Origin of the sequence: Micromonospora sp. WMMD729 (assembly GCF_049315225.1) — a bacterium.
In the GTDB taxonomy this organism is placed as follows: Bacteria; Actinomycetota; Actinomycetes; order Mycobacteriales; family Micromonosporaceae; genus Micromonospora.
Map to the genome: position 1 here is coordinate 6,359,741 of NZ_CP186059.1, position 18,112 is coordinate 6,377,852.

General features: G+C 72.2%; 18 protein-coding genes. 14 read left to right on the forward strand and 4 right to left on the reverse strand.

Annotated features, from left to right (window positions below; all coding sequences use genetic code 11):
* Positions 1-72 precede the first annotated feature (72 nt).
* Positions 73-465, reverse strand: a complete 393-nt coding sequence (locus ACN263_RS29350) for a cyclic nucleotide-binding/CBS domain-containing protein (RefSeq protein WP_422737448.1) — start codon at positions 463-465, stop codon at positions 73-75.
* 114 nt (positions 466-579) lie between these two features.
* On the opposite strand from ACN263_RS29350, the gene ACN263_RS29355 reads away from it, so the two are divergent.
* The 5 genes from ACN263_RS29355 to ACN263_RS29375 all read left to right on the forward strand — a co-directional run bounded on the left by ACN263_RS29355 (position 580) and on the right by ACN263_RS29375 (position 4,351).
* Positions 580-1,029, forward strand: coding sequence for an NUDIX hydrolase (locus tag ACN263_RS29355; RefSeq protein WP_422737449.1), 450 nt, complete (start codon positions 580-582; stop codon positions 1,027-1,029).
* Positions 1,026-1,793: a hypothetical protein gene (locus ACN263_RS29360; RefSeq protein WP_422737450.1), complete on the forward strand. Its 768-nt coding sequence runs from the start codon at positions 1,026-1,028 to the stop codon at positions 1,791-1,793. The genes ACN263_RS29355 and ACN263_RS29360 overlap by 4 nt, the downstream gene beginning before the upstream one ends.
* A 77-nt stretch (positions 1,794-1,870) precedes the next feature.
* Positions 1,871-2,602: a sugar phosphate nucleotidyltransferase gene (locus tag ACN263_RS29365; RefSeq protein WP_422737451.1), complete on the forward strand. Its 732-nt coding sequence runs from the start codon at positions 1,871-1,873 to the stop codon at positions 2,600-2,602.
* The gene (locus ACN263_RS29370) at positions 2,590-3,657 is read left to right on the forward strand and encodes an iron-containing alcohol dehydrogenase family protein (RefSeq protein ID WP_422737452.1); all 1,068 of its coding nucleotides are present in this window, start codon (positions 2,590-2,592) and stop codon (positions 3,655-3,657) included. The genes ACN263_RS29365 and ACN263_RS29370 overlap by 13 nt, the downstream gene beginning before the upstream one ends.
* Entirely contained in the window at positions 3,632-4,351 is a 720-nt protein-coding gene (locus tag ACN263_RS29375) for a CDP-alcohol phosphatidyltransferase family protein (RefSeq protein ID WP_422737453.1), read from the forward strand. Before ACN263_RS29370 ends, ACN263_RS29375 begins: the two co-directional genes overlap by 26 nt.
* Before the next feature lie 124 nt (positions 4,352-4,475).
* Here the strand turns inward: ACN263_RS29375 and ACN263_RS29380 are convergent, their stop codons facing one another.
* Positions 4,476-5,744, reverse strand: coding sequence for a glycosyltransferase (locus ACN263_RS29380; RefSeq protein ID WP_422737454.1), 1,269 nt, complete (start codon positions 5,742-5,744; stop codon positions 4,476-4,478).
* Positions 5,745-5,768: 24 nt separating this feature from the next.
* Between ACN263_RS29380 and ACN263_RS29385 the strand changes: the two genes are divergently transcribed.
* The 6 genes from ACN263_RS29385 (at position 5,769) to ACN263_RS29410 (ending at position 13,467) form a co-directional block, all read left to right on the forward strand.
* Entirely contained in the window at positions 5,769-6,629 is an 861-nt protein-coding gene (locus ACN263_RS29385; RefSeq protein WP_422737455.1) for an Fpg/Nei family DNA glycosylase, read from the forward strand.
* 264 nt (positions 6,630-6,893) lie between these two features.
* Positions 6,894-8,465, forward strand: a complete 1,572-nt coding sequence (locus ACN263_RS29390) for a sugar transferase (protein ID WP_422740865.1) — start codon at positions 6,894-6,896, stop codon at positions 8,463-8,465.
* A 32-nt stretch (positions 8,466-8,497) separates the two neighbouring features.
* Positions 8,498-9,724 carry a sensor histidine kinase gene (locus ACN263_RS29395; protein ID WP_422737456.1) on the forward strand — a complete coding sequence of 409 codons (1,227 nt, stop codon included), beginning with the start codon at positions 8,498-8,500 and terminating at the stop codon, positions 9,722-9,724.
* A 31-nt stretch (positions 9,725-9,755) separates the two neighbouring features.
* Positions 9,756-10,517, forward strand: coding sequence for a LytR/AlgR family response regulator transcription factor (locus ACN263_RS29400; protein WP_007453674.1), 762 nt, complete (start codon positions 9,756-9,758; stop codon positions 10,515-10,517).
* Positions 10,518-10,582: 65 nt separating this feature from the next.
* Complete coding sequence (locus tag ACN263_RS29405) at positions 10,583-11,245, forward strand: DUF5701 family protein (RefSeq protein ID WP_422737457.1); 663 nt, start codon at positions 10,583-10,585, stop codon at positions 11,243-11,245.
* 146 nt (positions 11,246-11,391) lie between these two features.
* Positions 11,392-13,467: a carboxypeptidase regulatory-like domain-containing protein gene (locus ACN263_RS29410; protein WP_422737458.1), complete on the forward strand. Its 2,076-nt coding sequence runs from the start codon at positions 11,392-11,394 to the stop codon at positions 13,465-13,467.
* A gap of 60 nt (positions 13,468-13,527) precedes the next feature.
* Here the strand turns inward: ACN263_RS29410 and ACN263_RS29415 are convergent, their stop codons facing one another.
* Positions 13,528-13,929, reverse strand: a complete 402-nt coding sequence (locus ACN263_RS29415) for a hypothetical protein (protein WP_422737459.1) — start codon at positions 13,927-13,929, stop codon at positions 13,528-13,530.
* A gap of 183 nt (positions 13,930-14,112) precedes the next feature.
* Between ACN263_RS29415 and ACN263_RS29420 the strand changes: the two genes are divergently transcribed.
* Entirely contained in the window at positions 14,113-14,790 is a 678-nt protein-coding gene (locus ACN263_RS29420; protein ID WP_422737460.1) for a response regulator transcription factor, read from the forward strand.
* Entirely contained in the window at positions 14,787-15,860 is a 1,074-nt protein-coding gene (locus tag ACN263_RS29425; protein WP_422737461.1) for a sensor histidine kinase, read from the forward strand. Before ACN263_RS29420 ends, ACN263_RS29425 begins: the two co-directional genes overlap by 4 nt.
* 292 nt (positions 15,861-16,152) lie before the next feature.
* Here ACN263_RS29425 and ACN263_RS29430 read toward each other — a convergent pair whose 3' ends face one another.
* The gene (locus tag ACN263_RS29430) at positions 16,153-16,623 is read right to left on the reverse strand and encodes a hypothetical protein (RefSeq protein WP_422740907.1); all 471 of its coding nucleotides are present in this window, start codon (positions 16,621-16,623) and stop codon (positions 16,153-16,155) included.
* A 49-nt stretch (positions 16,624-16,672) separates the two neighbouring features.
* Here ACN263_RS29430 and ACN263_RS29435 point away from each other — a divergent pair, with 49 nt between their 5' ends.
* Positions 16,673-18,109, forward strand: coding sequence for a DUF4153 domain-containing protein (locus ACN263_RS29435; protein WP_422740866.1), 1,437 nt, complete (start codon positions 16,673-16,675; stop codon positions 18,107-18,109).
* Positions 18,110-18,112: the final 3 nt, after the last annotated feature.

Sequence of the window (18,112 nt, forward strand, 5' to 3'; positions counted from 1 at the left end):
CCACGGGCCACGGCGTCTCCGCGCCCGCGAGGGATACCTACCCGTCGATCCGACCCGGCACACCTGCGCGGATCAGGTCGTGGCGGCCACCTGACTCTCCGCCCAGACCCGCATGATGTCCCGCACCGAGATCACCCCGGCCACCTCCCGGCCGTCGAGCACCACCAGGTGCCGAAAGCCACCCCGGGCCATCGCGGCGGCCGCCTCGGAGACCGTCCACTCCGGCCCCGCGTAGACGACGTCCCAGGTGAGGTGGGCGCCGGTGCGTTCGGTATCGCAGTCGAGACCCGCGCCGATGGCCTTCAACACGTCACGTTCGGTCATGATGCCGACCCCCTCGGACTCGGGATCGATCACGACCGCCGACCCGACTCCGCGGGCCGACATCATCCGGGCCGCCTGGCGGAGCGTGTGCTCCGGACCGACGACGAGAACCTGGCTGGACATCGCTTCCCGTACCTGCATCACGCATCACCCCTTTGGGACCGTGGCATCCGGTACGGACATGGTCGTCCGTGGATGTTTCCAGGACAAGACCGGACATCGTCGGGATGCGACGTCGCTGGCTACTGTCGACGCGTGTCCACCGAGCCCTTACGCTGCGCCGGCGCGTTGATCGTCGACCGTGACGGCCGCATCTTCTTTCAGCGCCGCTCACCACACCGGCGCCTGTTTCCCGACTGTTGGGACATCGTCGGCGGCCATCTGGAACCGGGCGAGGAGATCGACGAGGCGCTGCGCCGCGAGGTCACCGAGGAGACCGGTTGGTTCGTCTCGGACGTCCTCGGCCAGGTGGGCGAGTACCACTATGTCGGCGACGACGGCCTGGCCCGCGTCGAGTACGACTTCCTGGTCCGGGTAAACGGCGACCTCGGCCACCCGAGGTTGGAGGCGGGCAAGCACACCGAACACCGCTGGCTGGCCGAGCACGAGGTGACCGTGCTGGACGAGAACCGCGACGTCAACGACGGCCTGATCCGGCGGATCGCGGAGGAGGGCTTCGCGCTGCTGCGGTCGATCGGTCGGTGAGCGCCGTCGAGCTGCCGCCGCACCGGATCGCCGGGCTGCTCGCCCCGGCCGTGGACCGGGTCTTCCGCGCCGGCATGCTCGCCGGCCACGACTGGGGTGGTGCCGAGCTGAGTCAGCGATACGGCGGACCGACCGCGAACGGCTACCTCGTGGACCTGCGCACCCGGCTCGCCGCACCGGGTGGCACGGTCGACGGGCCGGGATTCGCGGCGATCACCCGCTACGCCGACCCGATCAGCGTGCGCCGGGCCGTGGACAAGCAGGTGGCGTACGGCATGCTCCACCGCCGCCCGGACGGCGCGCTGTCCGCCACCGAGCGCGGTGCCGCCTTCCTGGGCGAGCTGCACCAGGTGCACGTCGAGGTCACCGAGGAGCTGTGGGCCGGGCACGACGAGCGGGTCGCGCGGCTCGCCGCGGCTCTCGGCCGGCTGCTGGCGTACGCCCTGGTACTCGTCGACCAGGACGGTGACCGCGAGTGGCCGGCGTTCGCCGCGATGGCACCCCCGCACGAACCCGACGGCACCCCGCCCGGTGTGCTGCTGCTCAACCGACTCGGCACGCTGCGCTACCACCGGGCCGACGCGCACGCCGCCGCCTGGACCGCCGCCGGGCACACCGCGTCCAGCGTCACCGCCCTGCCACCCGGCCCCGAGCGGCTCGCCATCGACCTGGAGACCGACCGCCGGGCCGCAGGGCCGTACGCCGTGCTGAGCGCCGAGGAGCGCCTGACCATGTTGGCCGACCTGGCGGCGTTGCCCGGCTGACCGGTTGGCCGGAGTCGCCCGCCCGCCCGGGGCTATCCTCCACCGGTGACGGGAGCAGGACGAGGGAGGATCTCGCGATGATCGGTTTGGTGCTCGCGGCCGGGGCGGGGCGTCGGCTGCGCCCGTACACCGACACGCTGCCGAAGGCGCTGGTGCCGGTGGACGGCGAGATCACGATCCTGGACATCGCGCTGGGCAACCTCGCCGAGGTCGGGCTCACCGACATCGTGATCGTGGTCGGCTACGCGGCGGACGCGGTCGTCTCCCGTCAGGCGGAGCTGGAGAAGAAGTACGGGGTCACGCTCACCCTGGTGCACAACGACAAGGCCGAGGAGTGGAACAACGCGTACTCCCTCTGGCTGGCCCGGGAGCACTTCGCGCGCGGCGTGCTGCTGGTCAACGGCGACACCGTGCACCCGGTGAGCGTGGAGAAGACGCTGCTGGCCGAGCGCGGGCCGGGCATCCTGCTCGCGGTGGACACCCTGAAGCCGCTGGCCGAGGAGGAGATGAAGACCACCTTCGACGCCGCCGGCCAGCTCACCCGGATCACCAAGCTGATGGACCCGGGCGAGGCGTACGGGGAGTACATCGGCGCGACGCTGATCGAGCCGCAGGTCGCCGACGCCCTCGCCGACGCGCTGGAGGCGACCTGGCGGCGGGACCCGAACCTCTACTACGAGGACGGCTACCAGGAGTTCGCCGACCGTGGTGGCGAGGTCCGGGCCGCGCCCATCGGTGACGTCCCGTGGGTCGAGGTCGACAACCACGCCGACCTGGCCCGCGCGCGGGAGATCGCGTGCCGCTACTAGCCCGGAGCGTCCTCACACCGCTGCACATCGACGTGCGACGCGGGGCGGTCGCCGACCTGGCCGCCATCCTGGTCGACGGACGGATCTCCGCCGGCGGCGACGTCGCGGTGGTGGTCGGACCCGGTCAGGGCGCCCAGATCGCCGAGCTGATCCAACCGTCGCTGCGCTCGGCGGACGTGTTCACCGTCTCCGGCGGGACCCTCGAGGCCGCCGACGACCTGGGCGGCAAGCTCCGCGCCCGCTCGTACGACGCGGTCGTCGGCATCGGCGGCGGCAAGACGATAGACGTCGCCAAGTACGCCGCCACCCGCCGAGGGCTGCCGATGGTGTCGGTGGCGACCAGCCTCGCCAACGACGGGATCGGCTCCCCGGTGGCCAGCCTCATCACCGACGGGATCAAGGGCTCCTACGGGGTGCACATCCCGATCGCGGTGATCGTCGACCTGGACTTCGTGGAGAGTGGCCCGGACCGGCACAACCGGGCCGGCATCGGCGACGTGATCAGCAACATCAGCGCGCTGGCCGACTGGGAGCTGTCCCGCCAGGTACGCGGCGAGCCGGTGGACGGGCTGGCCGCCTCGCTCTCCCGGGCGGGCGCCGAGGCGGTGCTCCACCACCCCGGCGACATGACCGACGACTCCTTCGTCACCGTGCTGGCCGAGGCGCTGATCTCCAGCGGCCTGGCGATGGCGGTCTGCGGCACCAGCCGACCGTCCAGCGGCGGCTGCCACGAGATCATGCACGCGATCGACTCGCTCTACCCCGGCACCGCCTCGCACGGCGAGCTGGCCGGGCTGGGGGCGCTGTTCTGCACCTGGCTCCGCGGTGACCTGCGCCGCTTCGAGGAGATGTCGGCCTGCCTGGCCCGGCACGGCCTGCCCCGGCTGCCCGCCGAGGTGGCGCTCACCGACGACCAGTTCGTCGAGGCGGTGCAGTTCGCGCCGCGTACCCGCCCGGACCGGTACACCATCCTGGAACACCTGGCCCTGTCGCCTACCGAGACGCGGGAGCGGCTGGCAGACTACGCCGGTGCAATCCGCGACCAGCTTGGCTGACCCCCGTCCCACCGTCGCCGACTTCCACCGGGTCAACCGGGGCGGCGGCCTGTTCAGCGAGTCGATCAGCCAGTGGCTCGGCGCGGTCTTCGCGCTGGTCGCGCAGCGCCTCGGGCTACGCCCGACCGCGCTGACCCTCACCAACCTGGTGCTCGGCCTGGCCACCTCCGTGACCGTGGTCGCGCTCGCCGGCCCGGTCGCCGACGGGGACGTACCGGCCTGGGTGGTCGGTCTGGTCGCCCTGGTCGGCTGGCAGGTGGCGTACTCCCTGGACTGCGCGGACGGGCAGCTCGCCCGGGTCACCGGCCAGGGCAGCCCGGCCGGTGCCCGGATCGACATCCTCTGCGACGTGGCCGCGCAGATCGCCCTGGTGGCCGCGCTGGCCGCCACCGCCGTCGCGCAGGAGCCGTCCACCCCGACCTGGCTGGTGGCCACCTTCGCGGGCACCTGGATGGTCAACCTGGTCACCTCGGTGATGCAGTCCGGCCCGAACGCCGCCAGCATGGTCACCTCGACCTCGCTGCCGGTACGCCTGGTGAAGCTGGTCCGCGACTACGGCGCGGTCATCTTCGTGGCCGCCCTGGTGCTCGCCGTCGCGCCCGCGCTGGTCCTCTGGGTGCTTGTCGCGTTCACCATCGTCAACGGCGGCTTCCTCCTGGCCAGCATCGCCTTCTCCGCCCGAGCCTCCCTGTAATGCCCCCCCCGGAACCTGCGCCGATCTTGCAGTTTCGGTTGACGTTTTGGGCATCATGCCCAGTATTGCCCCGACAGAAAGTGCAAGATCGCGGGGTTGAGGGCGGGGGCGGCAGGGTCTGAGGTCAGGCGGGGTTGGGGGTGCGGGCGACGCCCGCGTAGATGTCGATTAGTTGCTTCGTCACCACGTCGGGGTGGAAGGTGCGCTCGTAGCGGGTGCGGGCCGCCAGGGTCAGCCCGGGCGCGCCGGCTCGGGCGACCGGCAGGGCGGCGGCTAACGCGGCCGGCTCCGGGGCGACCACCCAGCCGGCATCGCCCAGACCGATCCCGGCCGGCATGGCCGGGCCACCGCCTCCGGCGACCGCCGAGGCGATCTCGGCGGGTCCGGTGCCGGCGGGCTCGTGCGGGGCGTCCGCTCCCACGAGGTACGGGATGCCGCCCAACGCGGTGCCGAGGACCGGGCGACCGCTCGCCAGCGCCTCGATGATCACGGTCGGCAGCACGTCGTGCCACATCGACGCCGCGATCACCACGGCGCTGGCCTCGACCGCGGCCCGCACCCCGGCGCGGTCGAGCTGCCCGAGGTAGACCACATCGGGGCGTTCGGCGGCGGCGGCCTCGACCAGCGGGCGCAGTTCGCCGTCGCCGGCGATCCGCAGCGTGCCCAGGGTGCCCGCCGGGTGTCGTCGCCAGGCGTCGAGCAGCAGGTCAACGCCCTTCTCGGGGGAGAGTCGGGCCATGTAGAGGAAGCCGTCCCCGAGCGGCGCCGGTCGGCCCGGGTCGGGGACGGCGTTCGGCTTCACCACGATGCGGTCGTCCGGGATGCCGTAGTCGCGCAGGTGGTCGGCGATGGCCGTGGTGAGCGCGACGAACCGGTCGACCGACCGCCAGGTGCCCCGGTGCACGGCCAGGGTGGTCGCCATCAGCGCGCTCTGCGCCGCCGAGTCGCGGTAGCACCGGTGCTTGATCGCCGGCACGCCCAGCGCCCGGCCCTTGCAGTCCTGGCAGATCACGCCGTCGCGGAAGTAGATCCCCGAGGAGCAGACCTGCCGGTAGTTGTGCACCGTCTGCACCACCGGCACGCCGTGCCGGTGCGCGGTCCGCACCACCCAGGGCGAAATCAGGGGGTACGGGTTGTGCAGGTGCAGGACGTCCGGCCGGCGCTCGGTGAGCAGCCGGCTCAGGTCCTGCTGGGCGCGCGGCGCCCAGATGGGTGAGATCGGCAGCAGCGCCTTGGCGGCCTTCGACATCGAGGGGATCTCGTCCGAGCTGCGGATGAACGGCAGCACCTCGACACCGGCGGCGGTGAGCTGAGCGATCTCCGCGTCGACGATGGTGTTCTCGCCGGAGGGCTGAGCTTCCCGGTACCGGTTGTGCGCCACCACGATTCTCACGGGAAAGAAGGCTACCGTTGGCTGGTGCCCGAACTACCGGAGGTTGAAGCGCTCGCGGGTTATCTGCGGCAGCGCGCGGTGGGGCGGCGTGTCGACCGGCTGGAGATCGCCGCGATCAGCGCCCTGAAGACGTACGACCCGGCACCCACCGCCGTCGCCGGCAAAACGGTGGTCGACGCCCGTCGGCACGGCAAGTTCCTCGACGTCGTCATCGAGGGTGACCTGCATCTCGTGGTGCACCTGGCCCGGGCGGGCTGGCTGCACTACCGGGAGGCGTTCCCGTCCGCCACCCCGCTGCGGCCGGGCAAGGGCCCGATCGCCGTGCGGGTCCGGCTCGACGACGGCTCCGGATTCGACCTCACCGAGGCCGGTACGCAGAAGAAGCTGGCCGCGTACCTGGTCACCGACCCGACGGCGGTGCCCGGGGTGGCCAAGCTGGGCCCGGACGCGCTCGCCGCCGACCTCCCCACCTTCGCCGAGCGGCTACGCAGCCGACGCGGGCAGGTCAAGGGGGTGTTGACCGACCAGTCGGTGCTGTCCGGGGTGGGCAACGCGTACTCCGACGAGATCCTGCACGCGGCGAAGCTGTCGCCGTTCGCGATCACCGATCGGCTCACGGACGCCCAGCTCGCCACCCTGCACGCGGCGACCCGGCAGGTGCTCGGCGACGCCGTCGAGCGGTCCCTCGGTCAGCGTGCCGCCGAGCTGAAGGGCGAGAAGCGGTCCGGGCTGAAGGTGCACGCCCGTACCGGCCTGCCCTGTCCGGTCTGCGGGGACACCGTGCGGGAGGTCTCGTTCGCCGACTCGAGCCTGCAGTACTGCGCCACCTGTCAGACCGGCGGCAAGCCGCTCGCTGACCGACGGTTGTCCCGCCTCGTACGGTGAGTAATCCCACGGGGCGACTACAGAGCGGAATCAGCCCGAGTGAGCCGAACCTCCGGTCCACCGTTCTCGCCACACGGGCATCCATCGGTATAGTGGCCCGGTCCCCGGCTTCTGAAATGGTGCGGAGCCGGCCAGATCCCGCCGACACCATCGGTCGCCAATCTCCTGCGGGGCGGCGACCGGCCGGAGCCCGCGTGGGAGACTGGGACGGTGGGCGACCCGGGCCCTCACGGCGAGTGAGCGGCACGTGTCATGCGGGAGGACATGGGTGAGGTGACGGCAAGCCTCCAGCGCCCGGTATCCAACGAAGGCCGGAGCAGACTCGTGCGGCACGTCGACAGCTTCGAGATCCAGCCGCCGACGCCGCCGTCACACAACGGCGTGCCTCGGTCGGCATGGGCCAGGGCGCGACGCCGTGTCTCCCGGTGGCACCGCCCCTACACCGCGATCCTGCTGCTGCTCGACTTCGGGGCGGCGGCGTTCGCCAGTTGGATCGCGATCCAACTCTTCGACCAGGCCGCCTCGGGTTTCTCCGGCACCAACCAGGACCCGACCTGGTTCCACACCATCTCCTACCTGCTGCTCCCGCTGGGCTGGGTGGTCATCCTCTGGAGCAACCGGGCGTACGACCGGCGGTATCTCGGGCTGGGTCCGGACGAGTTCAAGCGGGTGATCAGGGCCGCGGTCACGGTCGCGGCCAGCGTCTCCTTCCTCGCCTTCGCCACCAAGACCGCGCTGTCGCGGTGGACGGTGGGCACCGCGCTGCTCGGGGCGCTGCTGCTGATCCTGTGGGGCCGTTTCGTGGCCCGCTGGGCGCTGCACTACATCCGTCGGCGGGCCGGTCAGGCCGCACACCGGATGGTGCTGGTCGGCACCCTGCCGGAGTGCCTGGAGGTCTACGCGGCGGTCACCCGCAGCCCGGCCGCCGGCCTGATGCCGGTCGCCATCCACATCACCGACGGCTACGCGGCGGCCCGTGGAGTGCCGACGCCGGTCCCGGTGCACTCCGGCCGCGACGTCCTCGCCCTGGTCCGCGAGGTCGGCGGGGACACCATCGCCGTGTGCGGGTCGGCCAGCGCCGAGCCGGGTGAGCTGCGCCGGCTGGCCTGGCAGCTCGAAGGTTCCGGGGTCGATCTCGTGGTCGCCCCGCAGTTGACCGACATCGCCGGCCCGCGGGTGCACATCCGGCCGATCGAGGGTCTGCCCCTGCTGCACGTCGAGGAGCCGACGCTCTCCGGGCCGGCGCTGCTGGCCAAGAACCTGATGGACCGGGTCGCCGCCGGCCTCGGCCTGCTGCTGCTGATCCCGCTCTTCATCTCGATCGCGATCGCGATCCGGATCTCCGACCCCGGGCCGGTCTTCTTCCGCCAGCCGCGGGTGGGACACGAGGGACGCACGTTCCGGGTGTGGAAGTTCCGGACGATGTACGTCGACGCTGAGGACCGGCTGGCCAGCCTCACCGACCAGAACGAGACCGACGGCATGCTGTTCAAGATGAAGCAGGACCCCCGGGTCTTCCCGGTGGGCCGCTTCCTGCGCGCCTCGTCGCTGGACGAACTGCCGCAGTTGATCAACGTACTCTGGGGTGAGATGTCGCTGGTCGGGCCGCGACCGCTGCCCGCCGACGACGGCGACTTCCTGGGCGATGTGCGACGCCGTCTGCTGGTACGCCCGGGCATGACCGGGCTGTGGCAGGTCTCCGGCCGCTCCGACCTGTCGTGGGACGAGGCCGTCCGGCTCGACCTCTACTACGTCGACAACTGGTCACTGGCGTACGACCTGAGCATCCTGTGGCGGACCGTCGGGGTGGTGCTCGCCCGCAAGGGCGCGTACTAGCGCCGGAGCCGGCGACCCGTCAGGATCGCTGCGTGGGTGGCAACCTCTCCGCCGTCGTCGGCGTCGTCTCGCTGGTCACCGCGCTGACCGCGGCTCTGCTGGCGGTGCTGCGACTGCGCGCCCGGCGCGGCATCGCCACCGCCACCCAGCGGGCCACCTACGAGGTGCTGCACACCGCCGGGCTGGCCGCCGAGCCGCTGCGGGCGGGGCTGAGTGCGGCGGGCGCGGCGAAGGCCGTACGCCATCTGCGGGCCCTGGTGGGCGCGGTCGGACTGGCGCTCACGGACGCCGACGCGGTGCTCGCCCTCGACGGACGCGGCACGCACCACGGCGAGCAACTGCTCGCGGCGGCCCAGCGGTCGATCAACTCGGGGCGGTCGACCGTGCTCGGCGAGTCCGACCTGCGCTGTGACCGGGTGGACTGCCCGATCCGGGGTGCGGTGATCGCGCCGCTGCACGGCGCCGACGCCCGGGTGGTCGGGGCGCTGGTGGCGATCGCCGACAACGCGCCGGCGCCGGGGCTGGTGCAGGCCACCCTGGAGACCGCGCACTGGGCCGGCAACCAGCTCGCCCTGGCCGAGCTGGACTCGTCCCGCGAGCGGCTGGCGCGGGCCGAGATCCGGGCGCTGCGGGCGCAGATCAGCCCGCACTTCATCTACAACGCGTTGACCGCGATCGGTTCGTTCGTCCGCACCGACCCGGAACGCGCCCGGGAGTTGATCCTGGAGTTCGCGGAGTTCACGAGGTACTCGTTCCGGGCGCACGGGGAGTTCACCACCCTCGCCGAGGAGCTGCGGTCGATTGACAGGTACCTGACGATCGAACGGGCCCGCTTCGGCGACCGGTTGCAGGTGCGGTTGCAGATCGCGCCGGAGGTGCTGCCGGTGACACTGCCGTTCCTCTGTCTCCAGCCGCTGGTGGAGAACGCCGTGCGCCACGGGTTGTCCCGCAAGCCGGGCACGGGCATGGTGAGCATCGAGGCCCGGGACGCGGGCGCCGAATGCCACATCACGGTGGAGGACGACGGGGTGGGTATGGATCCGACCACGCTGACCGCCGGTATCGCCGAGCTGGCCCGCAGCACCGGCGACCCGGGCGACGACACGGGCCGGCACGTCGGCCTCTCGAACGTCGACGAACGGCTGCGCTCGGTCTTCGGTGACCGCTTCGGTCTGGTCGTCGAGACCGGGCTGGGCTCGGGCACCCGGGTGAGCGTGCGGGTGCCGAAGTTCCACCCGGGCGTACGGGCCGGTTCGTGAGCGAGCGCAGCGAGCGAATGCGGGCAGCCCGGTGAACGCCTCCGGTTTCCTGCGGGTGCTGGCGGTGGACGACGAGCCGCCCGCGCTGGACGAGTTGGCGTACCACCTGCGGGCCGATCCCCGGGTGGCCCGCCTGCACACGGCCGGGGACGCCACCGAGGCGCTGCGGCTGCTCCGCGACGGCGACGTGGACGTGGTCTTCCTGGACATCCGGATGCCCGGCCTGGACGGCATGGAGCTGGCCCGGGTGCTGCGCCGGTTCGCCCGGCCACCGGCGATCGTCTTCGTCACCGCGTACGACGACGGCGCGGTGGACGCCTTCGACCTGGGCGCCACGGACTACGTCCGCAAACCGGTACGCGCCGAGCGGCTGGCCGAGTCGCTGCGGCGGGTGATCGGGTCGCGGGTGGTGCCGTCGCACCCGGCGGCGCTGGCCCGGGCCGAGGAGGATCCGACCATCCCGATCGAGCTGGCCGGTACGACCCGCATGTTGCCGCGCTCGGCGGTGCGGTGGGTGGAGGCGCAGGGCGACTACGCCCGGCTGCACACCGCCGAGGGGTCGCACCTGGTCCGGGTGTCGCTGGCGACGCTCGCCGAACGCTGGGCGGATGCGGGTTTCGTCCGGGTGCACCGGTCGTACCTGGTGCAGTTGAAGTTGATCGCGGAGCTGCGCCTGGTGAACTCCGGCTACGTGGTGGTGGTCGACTCCACCGAGTTGCCGGTGAGCAGGCGGCACACCCGCGAGCTGAAGGACAAGCTGGTCAGGGCCGCGAAGCAGGATTGGAGTCGCTGAACGGGAATGCCCGCGACCGTCCCGTACGTTGTACGCTACGTCGTACGACAACCGGGAGGGCCGCCGTGACCGAAACCCCCTTCGACGCCGAGACCGAGTTCGACAGCCAACTCGACCGCCTGGTGCGATTGGGCTACCCGGCCCTCGCCGGAATGCCGGAGAACACCTTCCGCGACCTGGTCGCGCCGCTGCGCGCCCGAGCGGTCGACGGGGCCGTCGGCCTGCCCGCGCCCACCGACGCGCGGGTGCCCTTCCTGCTGGTCGTGACGCGGGACCTGATCGGCGTGGAGCCCCGACTCGAACTCACCACCCTGGCCGGCAAGCGCAAGCCCGGCTTCCTCGACCGGCACTACGCCGAGGACGACCTGCCGCGCTTCGACCCCATCAAGGAGCTGGAGGTGCCTGCCGGACCGGCGTACCTCCTCTTCGACGTCGACCGTGGTGAGGAGTTCCGCAACCTCGCCCCGGCGGCGGCCATGGAGGGCATGACCGCTCAGAACCGGCTGCCGCTCACCATCGACGAGGGGCTCGCCCTCATCACGCTGTACCCCGGGTCGCTGGCCAGCAACAGGTGCTTCTCGCTGGTCGGCTCGCGGTGCGGCGACAAGCGGGTACCGGCGCTGTGGATCAGCCAGGGCGCGCCGAAGCTGGGCTGGTGCTGGTGCGGCAACCCGCACACCTGGCTCGGCTCCGCCTCGGCCCGACCGGAGCGCATCGGTCTCGACTGATTCCATTGAGGACGGAAGCGCCGATCGGCCGGTTACGTAGCCATCGTCGGTGACCTATCGTCCGTGTGCCGGTCCCGTACGGGGCGCAGGGTCGGTGCGGGCGGAGCCTGCTCAGGCCGCCCCACCACCCTCACGTTGGGACATCGATGCAGCAATCCCCAGCCCGCCGCGCCCTGCTGGCCGGTGCCGTCGTCGCAGCACTCGTGCTGCCCGGCGCCACCCCGGCCCAGGCCGCGGCGACGGGCGCGGTCAGCGGACGACTGACCACTAGTAACGGCGCACCCGCCGCAGACGTTGTAGTCCAGGTCTACCCCGCCGACGACTACGAGAGCGCCGGCTACACCAGCACCGACGCCGACGGCAACTACACCGTGGCCAACCTGCCGGCCGGCTCCTACCGGGTGGGGTACTTCCCCTGGTTGCGCCCCGAGCAGTACCACCACCAGAAGTCGCAGATGTTCGACGCCGATCCGGTGACCGTCACCGCCGGAGGCACCACCACCGTCGACGAGCAACTCTTCGGCACCGGGACCCTCAGCGGCCGGCTCGTCGACGCCGCCGGCAGCCCCGTGCCGAACGTGAGCATCAGCGCCAACGAGGTCGACACGTACGGCTGGGCCGGTGGCTCCACCGACGACGACGGCCGATTCGCCATCAACGCGCTACCCGGCCGCTACCGGGTGAGCTTCAACCCGATCGAGGGCTCTTACCAGACCCAGTACGTACCGGGGAAGCTCGACGAGGAGGGCGCCAGCGTCTTCGAGGTCAAGCTGGACGCGGTCACCGAGGTCAACGAGACGGTGCTGCCGGTGGGTGGCCTGACCGGCCGGTTCACCACGGCGACCGGCGCCGCCCTGGCCAACGCCCAGGTCGACATCACCACCGCGAACTCGTACGGCGGAGCATGGACGCAGACCGACTCCGACGGTCGGTTCACCGTCGAGGTGCTCCAGGGGTCCTACAAGGTCGGGTTCTCCAAGGACGACCGGCAGCAGTACTACCGCGGCAAGCTGACGGCCGAGGCCGCCGACGTCGTCGAGATCCGTGGCGGGCAGCAGACGACCATCGCGGACAGCCTGCTCGGCACCGGATCGGTCGCCGTCTCGGCCGTCGACTCGGTGACCGGCGCTCCGGTCGCGAACTTCTGCGCCAACTCCGTGTGCAGCAACGGCAGCGGCACGGTGACCGTCAGCGACCTGCCCCAGGGTCAGCACGACCTCTTCCTGTACGCGCCGGACGGCCACTACTTCTCCCGCCAGCTCACCGGCGTACGCGTCAAGGCCAACAACACCACCAAGCTGACCGTGAAGCTCCGGCCGGGCGCGGTCATCGCCACCACCATCGTCGACCGGCAGACCGGCACGCCGCTGTCGGACGTCTGCCTCGACGCGTTCCTGCCCAAGCAGGCCGCGCTCAGCGACGGCTACGGCGAGTGCAGCGACCGCAACGGCCGGATCCAGGTGGGACCACTGGCCGCGGGCACCTACAAGCTCTTCGCCGCACCGCTCGGCTCCACCTACGGTCGGCAGTGGGTGGGCGTCGACGGCGGGACCGGCGACGAGCGGCAGGCCGCCACCGTCACGGCCACTGTCGGTCAGGTGGCGACCGGCCCACAGGTCCGGATGGACCGGGCGGGCACCATCACCGGCACGGTCACCGACTCCGCCAGCAAGCCGATCCAGGGCATCGACGTCTCCGTGCTGACCGCGCACCCGGGCGTCGGCGTGAACGACGCCACCACCAACGCGAACGGCGTCTACACGTTGCGCAACCTCGGGCCGTACGCCTGGCCGGTCGTGTTCAGCGACGGCCAGTACGCCAGCGAGTGGTCGGGTGACAAGCCCAGCCGGTTCACCGCGACCCCGGTGACCGTCACCGCCGGCGCGGCGGCCAGGCAGGATGCGCAGCTCGACAGCGGGGTGACGCTCGCCGGCACCTTCCGCACGCCTGACGGCACCGCCTACACCAGCGGTTGGGTCGTGGCCCGCAGCGCCGACACCGGCGACATCGCCGGCAGCGGTGGGATCGAAGACGGCCGCTTCACCATGCGACTCAAGGGCCCGCAGCGTGTCTACTTCACCTACGACGCCTCCATCGGTGAGGGTCAGCAGGTCAGCGGCCGCTACCTGGTGACCCAGCCCGACGGCACCCGCAAGCTCGCGCTCTTCAACGTGCCGAGCAACGGCAGCATGTCGGCGGACCTGGTCGTACCGGCAGCCTGACAGTGGCGTCAGCGGGGCCGGTGGCAGCGCCACCGGCCCCGCTGCGTGCCCGGTTGACCATCAGAAGATGTCGGCGAGCGCGAGCGTGAGAGGGAACGGCTGCTCGCTGCGATAGACCTCGCCGATCGGAACGACGACCTGCTCGCGGTATCCACCAGGGCCGTGGAGCGCCGCACCACCCCGATCCATCGCGCTCTCGTGCGCGACGAACAGGTCCGGAACGAAGTACGACGAGCGTTTGGCACTGACGCCGATGGCCTGGCCGACGAGCAGACCTGCCGGTGCCTGCCGATCGAGCATCCGGCGGAGGCGGTTGGCGACCGCGCCGTGGAAGACGTCCGCATGGGGGGACACGAGCAGGCTCCCGTCGAAGATCTCGTAGACCTGGTTGTCCTCGGGGAGGCCCTGGATGTCGTCCACCGTCCAGGCGTCACCCCGGCCGGGCCGGGCAGGATTGGTCACCGTCACACCTCCTCTCTACCGGTCCACCCTGACAGCTCGGTTGGTCGTCCACAACGAACCTCGGACGTTCCGGGAGGCCGGCTGCCATTACCGCCGAGTTATCCACAGGGCTGACCGGTTCTCCACAGGTTGTTCACAACGCCACCCACTGATCTCCACGGCGGCTCCCTACAGTCAGACCCCATGAAGGAACGCCGCGTCCTGGTCGTCGAGGACGAACGCACCATCGCCGAGTCGGTCGCCGCCCGACTCCGCGCCGAGGGTTTCGCCGTGGAGATCGCCACGGACGGCCCCAGCGCGGTCGAGCGGTTCCGGACCGGGCAGCCGGATCTCGTCGTCCTCGACGTGATGCTGCCCGGCTTCGACGGTCTGGAGGTGTGCCGGCGTATCCAGGCGGTCCGGCCGGTTCCGGTACTGATGCTCACCGCCCGCGACGACGAGACGGACCTGCTGGTCGGGCTCGCCGTCGGCGCGGACGACTACCTCACCAAGCCGTTCTCGATGCGCGAGCTGGCCGCCCGCGTCCACGTGCTGCTGCGCCGCATGGAACGGGCCGCGACCCCCGCGCCACCCGCCATCCGGCTCGGCGACATCGAGATCAACGAGACCGAGCGGCGGGTCCGCCGGGCCGGCGCGGAGGTGCACCTCACGCCCACCGAGTTCGACCTCCTGCTGCACCTCGCCGGGCGACCCCGCACGGTGCTTCCCCGGGAGCGACTGCTCGCCGACGTGTGGGGTTGGGCGGACGGCACCGGCACCCGCACGGTGGACAGCCACGTCAAGGCCCTGCGCCGCAAGCTCGGCGCCGACCTGATCCGGACCGTCCACGGCGTCGGGTACGCCCTGGAGGTCCCCGCGTGACCGGCCGGCTGGTGAACTGGCTGAACCGGGTGCTTCCCCGCCCCCTCGACCCGGTCCGCTCGATAAAGATGAAGCTCGGCGTGCTGTTGGTCGCCTCCTGGGCGGTGGCCATCGGCTACTTCTGGTACGGCGTCGGCTGGCTCCCACCGGGCACGGCGATCACCTCCATCGGCATCGCGCTGGTCATCTCGCAGGTGCTCGCCCACGGGATGACCTCACCGCTGCGCGAAATGACGGCCGCCGCCGGGGCGATGGCCCGCGGCGACTACACCCGTCGGGTACGCGCCAGCTCCCGGGACGAGGTGGGTGAGCTGGCCCAGGCGTTCAACAAGATGGCCGGGGACCTGCACGCGGCGGACCAACGGCGGCGTGAGCTGATCGCCAATGTCTCCCACGAGCTGCGGACGCCGATCACGGCATTGCAGGGCGTACTGGAGAACATGGTGGACGGGGTGGCCGAACCGGAGCCGGCGGCCCTGCGCGCGGCGCTGTCCCAGACCGAACGGCTCGGGCATCTCGTTGCCGACCTGCTCGACCTGTCCCGTCTCGACGCCGGGGTGGTGCCGCTGCGCCGGGTCCACCTGGACGTGGGGGACTTCCTCGACGAGGCGGTGGAGCACGCCACGGCCAGCGCAGCCGGCGCGGGGCTGGACGTGGACTTCCGGCTGCACGAGTTGGCCGGGCCGTTGACGGTGCACGCGGACCCGTGGCGGCTGCACCAGGTGTTCACGAACCTGCTCGACAACGCGGCCCGGCACAGCCCACCGGGCGGCACCGTGCAGGTGCGCGCCGAGGAGCACGCCGGCCAGCTCCACTTCGAGGTGAGCGACGAGGGGCCGGGCATCCCGACGGCCGAGCGGTCCCGGGTGTTCGAACGGTTCACCCGCGGTGACCGCGCCGCCGGGGGTGGCACCGGCCTCGGTCTGGCCATCGCCCGCTGGGTCGTCGAACTCCACGGCGGCCGGATCGCGGTCCTCGACCCGGTCGGCGTCGCCAAGGGCACCCGTCCCGGGTGCCGCATCCAGGTCACCATCCCGAACAACGGACCACACCGAGGAGAGGTCGCATGACCACCCCTGGCAGCACTCCGCCTCCGACCAGCGTCCCGGCGACGCCGGCCGCCGACGCACCGGCGCAACCGCCGGCCAGCACGTCGGCACTGCCGTCCGGTGGCCCCTTGGCAGTGCCGACCGGTGGCGCCGTGGCCGGGCCGACCGGTGGCGCCGTGGCCGCGCCGACCAATGGTCCCGTGGCTGCCGGTGGGCCAGCGGCCGCGCCGACCAGAGGTCCAGCCACACCGCCGGCCGGTGGCCCAGCGGCACCGGCCATGGGCCCTGCGGGACGGCCGGTACCGGCCTGGCCTCAGCCGATGGCTGCGCCGCTCCTCGCGCCCCGGCCACCGTCGCTCATCGAGCGGCGCTGGCCAGGGCCATCGGGTGCCTCGCGTCCGCTCGTCCTGGCGGCGCTGGCGGCGGCTGCCATCCTCGGCGCGTCGACGATCACGATGGTCCGTCCCGGACTCGGTTGGCTGGTGGCCGTGGTGGCCGGCAGCGCCGCGCTCGCCGTCGCCGCCGTCGTTCGGGCCAGACCGTCGGGCGCCCCACCCGCGTCGGTGACGCCGACGTCGTCGCCCGCCCCGCCGGCTCCGGCGTCTCCGACGTCTCCGGGGACCCAGCCCATCGCAACCGGCCAGCCGAGCCCGGCCACGCCGACGGCCCAGGCCACCACGACCACGTCGACCATGTCCGGCGGCCAGGCCGCCCCGACGGCCCAGATCACCTCGACCGCGCCGGCCACGTCCGCCGGCCCGGCCACCCGGACAGCGCAGGTCACCTCGACCACGTCCGCCGGTCAGGCCGCCACGACCACGCCGGCAGCACAGATCACCCCGACCACCACGCCGCCCAGCCAGGTCGCCCCGACGCCCCCGGCCACGCCGGCGGCCCAGGCCACGCCGGCGGCCACGGCCACGCCGGCAGCTCAGACCCCGCCGGCGGCCCAGGCCACGCCGGCGGCCACCGCCCGTCCCGATGCCACGGGGGCATCGGGGCGGGCGGCGCAGGTCGTCTGGGCGGCCGCGACCGTCGCGTTGGTGGGCGTGGGTACCCTCCGGGCAGCCGGCTGGCTCTTCGCCCTCTGCCTGCTCGCCGCCGTGGTGACCGGGACGCTCGCGGTGACCGGCGGGCGGAGCCCGCTCGGGATGCTGCTGGCCGTGACCCTGCCGCCGGCCGCGACGGTACGGGCGCTCCCCTGGGCGGTACGCGGGCTGCGCGACAACCGAGCGGCCAGCTCGGGGATCGCCGTCGGACGGGTGCTGACCAGCGTGGCGATCTCCGCCGGTCTGCTGACGCTGTTCGGTCTGCTCTTCTCCTCCGCCGACGCGGTCTTCGCCGACCTGGTCAGCGGCCTGTTGCCCGACATCTCGGTACCCGGCACGATCGGGTGGACGTTCCGGCTGCTGCTGATCGGTGGCGGCCTGCTGGGTGCCGCGTACCTGGTCAGTCGACCGCCCAACCTCGACGACCTGCGGCCTGGGCCGTCGCGGCCGGCGCACCGGCTCGAGTGGACGCTTCCGCTGGTGCTGCTCGACGCCCTGTTCGCGGCGTTCGTACTGGTCCAGTTGACGGTGCTGTTCGGTGGCTCGGGGCATGTGCTGCGCACGTCGGGACTCACCTACGCGCAGTACGCGCGCAGCGGCTTCTGGCAACTGCTCGCCGTCACCGGGCTCACCCTGCTGGTGATCGCCGTCGCCGCCCGCCGGGCACCGAAGGCCACCCGGACCGACCGGCTGCTGGTCCGCGTTCTGCTCGGCGCGCTCACCGCGCTCAGCCTGGTGATCGTCGCCTCGGCGCTCTACCGGATGCAGGTCTACGCCGACGCGTACGGGGCCACCCGGCTGCGGCTCGTCGTGGCGACCGTCGAACTGTGGCTCGGGCTGCTGTTCGTGCTGGTCGGCGTGGCCGTGGTACGGCTGCGGGCCACCTGGCTGCCCCGGCTGGTGATCGGCACGGCGGTGCTGGCGCTGCTCGGGCTGGCCCTGGTCAACCCCGATCGGCTGATCGCCGACCGGAACGTCGACAGGTACCTGCAGACCGGCCGGTTGGACGTCGACTACGTGTCCGGCCTGTCGGCGGACGCCGTACCGGCCCTGGCCCGGCTGCCCGAGCCGATGCGGGTGTGCGCACTGTCCCGGCTCGCCGCCGACCTGCCCCGGGACGGTCTCTGGGCGACGAACGTCGGCCGGGAGCGCGCTCGCCCGGAACTGGCGAGGATTCCGGTGCACACCACCTCGACGTACTGCCTCGGTCTGCGGTACTGATGA